The organism is Flavobacterium celericrescens (genome assembly GCF_011392075.1).
In the GTDB taxonomy this organism is placed as follows: domain Bacteria; phylum Bacteroidota; class Bacteroidia; order Flavobacteriales; family Flavobacteriaceae; genus Flavobacterium; species Flavobacterium celericrescens.
This window is the reverse complement of the sequence record NZ_JAAJBV010000014.1, coordinates 1-5,476: the sequence shown is the minus strand read 5'-3', so window position 1 is coordinate 5,476 and position 5,476 is coordinate 1. Positions and strand designations below refer to the sequence as shown.

At 46.9% G+C, this 5,476-nt stretch carries 2 tRNA genes and 3 rRNA genes; all 5 read right to left on the bottom strand.

Annotated elements, in window-relative coordinates:
* Positions 1 to 19: 19 nt before the first annotated feature.
* A 5S ribosomal RNA gene (gene rrf / locus G4L40_RS12830) occupies positions 20 to 129 on the bottom strand.
* Positions 130 to 283: 154 nt separating this feature from the next.
* Positions 284 to 3,160, bottom strand: a 23S ribosomal RNA gene (locus G4L40_RS12825).
* 192 nt (positions 3,161 to 3,352) lie between these two features.
* Positions 3,353 to 3,426 (bottom strand) — tRNA-Ala (locus tag G4L40_RS12820).
* 92 nt (positions 3,427 to 3,518) lie between these two features.
* A tRNA-Ile gene (locus tag G4L40_RS12815) sits at positions 3,519 to 3,592 on the bottom strand.
* Positions 3,593 to 3,682: 90 nt separating this feature from the next.
* Positions 3,683 to 5,196: ribosomal RNA gene (locus G4L40_RS12810) — 16S ribosomal RNA — on the bottom strand.
* Together the 16S, 23S and 5S rRNA genes with 2 tRNA genes alongside form the textbook arrangement of a ribosomal RNA operon.
* Positions 5,197 to 5,476: the final 280 nt, after the last annotated feature.

The window sequence follows — 5,476 nt, the reverse complement described above, 5'->3', positions numbered from 1 at the left end:
ATAGACAGGCTTTTCAAAAGAAAGGCGGCGACATACTCTCCCACATAACTGCAGTACCATCTGCGCAGTCGGGCTTAACTTCTCTGTTCGGAATGGGAAGAGGTGAGCCCCGACGCAATAACCACCTTAAGAGGTTAAATTGCTTTGAGCAATTTTTTTAATTAATAATTAACAATTAATAATTAAAACAATATCTTAACATACTGAGATAAATCGTTTAAAAAGTTGCCTGAGATTACTCCAAGGCAAGAAAGTTTCGCTCCCCGCCTTAGCGGGGAGGCTTGTACATAAGCTAACGGGTTATTAGTACTACTTGACTATGACATTACTGCCTTTACATCTATAGCCTATCAACGTGGTCATCTTCCACGACCCTTAAAAGAAATCTCATCTTGTGGTGGGTTTCGCGCTTATATGCTTTCAGCGCTTATCCCTTCCCGACGTAGCTACTCTGCAGTGCTCCTGGCGGAACAACAGATACACCAGCGGTCAGTCCAATTCGGTCCTCTCGTACTAGAATCAGATCCACTCAAATTTCTAACGCCCACAGTAGATAGAGACCGAACTGTCTCACGACGTTCTGAACCCAGCTCGCGTGCCACTTTAATGGGCGAACAGCCCAACCCTTGGGACCTTCTCCAGCCCCAGGATGTGACGAGCCGACATCGAGGTGCCAAACCCCCCCGTCGATATGAGCTCTTGGGGGAGATCAGCCTGTTATCCCCGGCGTACCTTTTATCCTTTGAGCGATGGCCCTTCCATGCGGAACCACCGGATCACTATGCTCTACTTTCGTACCTGATCGACCTGTATGTCTCTCAGTCAAGCTCCCTTATGCCATTGCACTCTACGCACGGTTACCAAGCGTGCTGAGGGAACCTTTAGAAGCCTCCGTTACTCTTTTGGAGGCGACCACCCCAGTCAAACTACCCACCAAACAATGTCCCCCGCAAAACGGGGTTAGGCCTCAGACAAGCAAAGGGTGGTATTTCAACAATGACTCCACAACGCCTAGCGACGCCACTTCATAGTCTCCCACCTATCCTACACATCACGTGTCCAAGGTCAATATTAAGCTATAGTAAAGGTGCACAGGGTCTTTTCGTCCCACTGCGGGTAATCGGCATCTTCACCGATACTACAATTTCACCGAGCTCATGGCTGAGACAGTGTCCAGATCGTTACACCATTCGTGCAGGTCGGAACTTACCCGACAAGGAATTTCGCTACCTTAGGACCGTTATAGTTACGGCCGCCGTTTACTGGGGCTTCAATTCAATGCTTCTCCGAAGATAACATCTCCTCTTAACCTTCCAGCACCGGGCAGGTGTCAGGCCCTATACTTCATCTTACGATTTTGCAGAGCCCTGTGTTTTTGATAAACAGTCGCCTGGACCTCTTCACTGCGGCCAGCTTGCGCTGGCGACCTTTCTCCCGAAGTTACAGGTCTATTTTGCCTAATTCCTTAGCCATGAATCTCTCGAGCACCTTAGGATTCTCTCCTCAACTACCTGTGTCGGTTTACGGTACGGGTACTTATAATCTAAGTTTAGAAGATTTTCTTGGCAGCCTTTAGGTACACTATCACTTTGTCCGAAGACTCCGTGTACTATCGCATTTCACCAGTCCCAGCGGATTTGCCTACCGGGCCTATAGCTAAGTGCTTTAACGAACTATTCCGTCAGTTCGCGGTACTTTCACCACTGCGTCTCTCCATCACAATTATAAGTAGTACGGGAATATTAACCCGTTGGCCATCGACTGTCCCTTTCGGGTTCGCCTTAGGACCCGACTAACCCGCAGCTGATTAGCATAGCTGCGGAAACCTTAGTTTTTCGGTGTGCGGGTTTCTCGCCCGCATTATCGTTACTTATGCCTACATTTTCTTTTCTAAACAGTCCAGCATGACTCACATCACACCTTCGACCCAGTTTAGAATGCTCCCCTACCACTTTACTTACGTAAAATCCATAGCTTCGGTAGTATGCTTATGCCCGATTATTATCCATGCTCGTCCGCTCGACTAGTGAGCTGTTACGCACTCTTTAAATGAATGGCTGCTTCCAAGCCAACATCCTAGCTGTCTGGGCAGACAAACCTCGTTTTTTCAACTTAGCATACATTTGGGGACCTTAGCTGATGGTCTGGGTTCTTTCCCTCTCGGACATGGACCTTAGCACCCATGCCCTCACTGCTGGTAAACATTATATAGCATTCGGAGTTTGTCAGGAATTGGTAGGCGGTGAAGCCCCCGCATCCAATCAGTAGCTCTACCTCTATATAACTTATACCCAGCGCTGCACCTAAATGCATTTCGGGGAGTACGAGCTATTTCCGAGTTTGATTGGCCTTTCACCCCTACCCACAGGTCATCCGAAGACTTTTCAACGTCAACCGGTTCGGACCTCCACTATGTGTTACCACAGCTTCATCCTGCCCATGGGTAGATCACACGGTTTCGCGTCTACCATTACTGACTCATGCGCCCTATTCAGACTCGCTTTCGCTACGGATCCATACCATAAGTACTTATCCTTGCCAGCAACGGTAACTCGTAGGCTCATTATGCAAAAGGCACGCCGTCACCCCACGAAAGGGCTCCGACCGCTTGTAAGCGTATGGTTTCAGGATCTATTTCACTCCGTTATTCACGGTTCTTTTCACCTTTCCCTCACGGTACTGGTTCACTATCGGTCTCTCAGGAGTATTTAGCCTTAGCGGATGGTCCCGCCAAATTCACACAGGGTTTCACGTGCCCCGCGCTACTCAGGATACCACTATCTATATCTTCTCTTACCCATACAGGACTATCACCCTCTCTGGTTTACCTTTCCAGGTAATTCCGGTTCAATCCGCATAGAATGTCGTGGTCCTACAACCCCAAAATTGCCGTAACAACTCTGGTTTGGGCTAATCCGCGTTCGCTCGCCACTACTTACGGAATCACTTTTGTTTTCTTCTCCTCCGCCTACTTAGATGTTTCAGTTCAGCGGGTTTGCCCCCTATCGGGTAATGCATCTTCAATGCATTGGGTTGCCCCATTCGGATATCTACGGATCAATTCGTGTGTGCCAATCCCCGTAGCTTTTCGCAGCTTATCACGTCCTTCATCGCCTCTGAGAGCCTAGGCATCCCCCATACGCCCTTATTTTGCTTATGTGCCGCCTAATTTTATAAATAAAACTAGGACTTTCTTTATAAATGTGTATTACTACACATCTACTGTACTTTCTACTTTTTAAATGTATTTTATCTCAATATGTCAATGAACTTTTATCTAGTGATAAGTAATAAGTAATTAGTGATAAGTTTTAGCTATTCACTTTTTACTCTTTACTATTCACTCGAATAGTGGAGAATATCGGAGTCGAACCGATGACCTCCTGCGTGCAAGGCAGGCGCTCTAGCCAGCTGAGCTAATCCCCCGTTTTTTTAGTGTTCAGTTAACAGTCATCAGTTAACAGTACTTCAAACGGTTACTCAACCTCTAAAATTTCCTTTAAACAAGCTTAAAATAGTAGTCCCGGGCAGACTCGAACTGCCGACCCCTACATTATCAGTGTAGTACTCTAACCAGCTGAGCTACGAGACTCTGTTTTCTTTGCTTATTCTTATTTTTTAAATTAACAGCGAGAGTAATATTTCCCTTTCAATCAAAACCTAACGGTTAAATCTTCTCTAGAAAGGAGGTGTTCCAGCCGCACCTTCCGGTACGGCTACCTTGTTACGACTTAGCCCTAGTTACTAGTTTTACCCTAGGCAGCTCCTTGCGGTCACCGACTTCAGGCACCCCCAGCTTCCATGGCTTGACGGGCGGTGTGTACAAGGCCCGGGAACGTATTCACCGGATCATGGCTGATATCCGATTACTAGCGATTCCAGCTTCACGGAGTCGAGTTGCAGACTCCGATCCGAACTGAGAACGGTTTTATAGATTCGCTCCTACTCACGTAGTGGCTGCTCTCTGTACCGTCCATTGTAGCACGTGTGTGGCCCAAGGCGTAAGGGCCGTGATGATTTGACGTCATCCCCACCTTCCTCACAGTTTACACTGGCAGTCTCGTTAGAGTTCCCGACATGACTCGCTGGCAACTAACGACAGGGGTTGCGCTCGTTATAGGACTTAACCTGACACCTCACGGCACGAGCTGACGACAACCATGCAGCACCTTGTAAATTGTCCGAAGAAAAATCTGTTTCCAAATCTGTCAATCTACATTTAAGCCTTGGTAAGGTTCCTCGCGTATCATCGAATTAAACCACATGCTCCACCGCTTGTGCGGGCCCCCGTCAATTCCTTTGAGTTTCACACTTGCGTGCGTACTCCCCAGGTGGGATACTTATCACTTTCGCTTAGCCACTCAGATTGCTCCGAACAGCTAGTATCCATCGTTTACGGCGTGGACTACCAGGGTATCTAATCCTGTTCGCTCCCCACGCTTTCGTCCATCAGCGTCAATCACTTAGTAGTAACCTGCCTTCGCAATTGGTATTCCATGTAATATCTAAGCATTTCACCGCTACACTACATATTCTAGTTACTTCCTAAGCATTCAAGTCTTACAGTATCAATGGCAGTTCCATCGTTGAGCGATGGGCTTTCACCACTGACTTATAAGACCGCCTACGGACCCTTTAAACCCAATGATTCCGGATAACGCTTGGATCCTCCGTATTACCGCGGCTGCTGGCACGGAGTTAGCCGATCCTTATTCCTACAGTACCGTCAAGACTCTACACGTAGAGTTGTTTCTTCCTGTATAAAAGCAGTTTACAATCCATAGGACCGTCTTCCTGCACGCGGCATGGCTGGTTCAGGCTTGCGCCCATTGACCAATATTCCTCACTGCTGCCTCCCGTAGGAGTCTGGTCCGTGTCTCAGTACCAGTGTGGGGGATCTCCCTCTCAGGACCCCTACCCATCATCGTCTTGGTAAGCCGTTACCTTACCAACTAACTAATGGGACGCATGCTCATCTTGTACCGTTGGAACTTTAATATAACCAACATGCGAAGGTTATATACTATGGGGCATTAATCCAAATTTCTCTGGGCTATTCCCCTGTACAAGGTAGATTGCATACGCGTTACGCACCCGTGCGCCGGTCTCAAACACCGAAGTGTTCTACCCCTCGACTTGCATGTGTTAGGCCTGCCGCTAGCGTTCATCCTGAGCCAGGATCAAACTCTTCATCGTATATTGTTTGATAGATAAATCTATCTTGTTTTATCGATTCAAGTCGCTAGGTTATTCTCGATTAATCGAAAAATCTTACTCTCTCTTATTTTACAAAATTACATCGCTGTAATTCTGTGCTGTCAATTCAATATGTCTATGAACGTGTCATTCTCTTTTTATCGCCTCTCATTCGATTAGCGGGTGCAAAAGTACAACTCTTTTTTAATCTGGCAAGCTTTTTTGAAAAAATTTTTTGATTATTTTTTCTAATCCACTTAGCCACTATTTTTAAGAACTT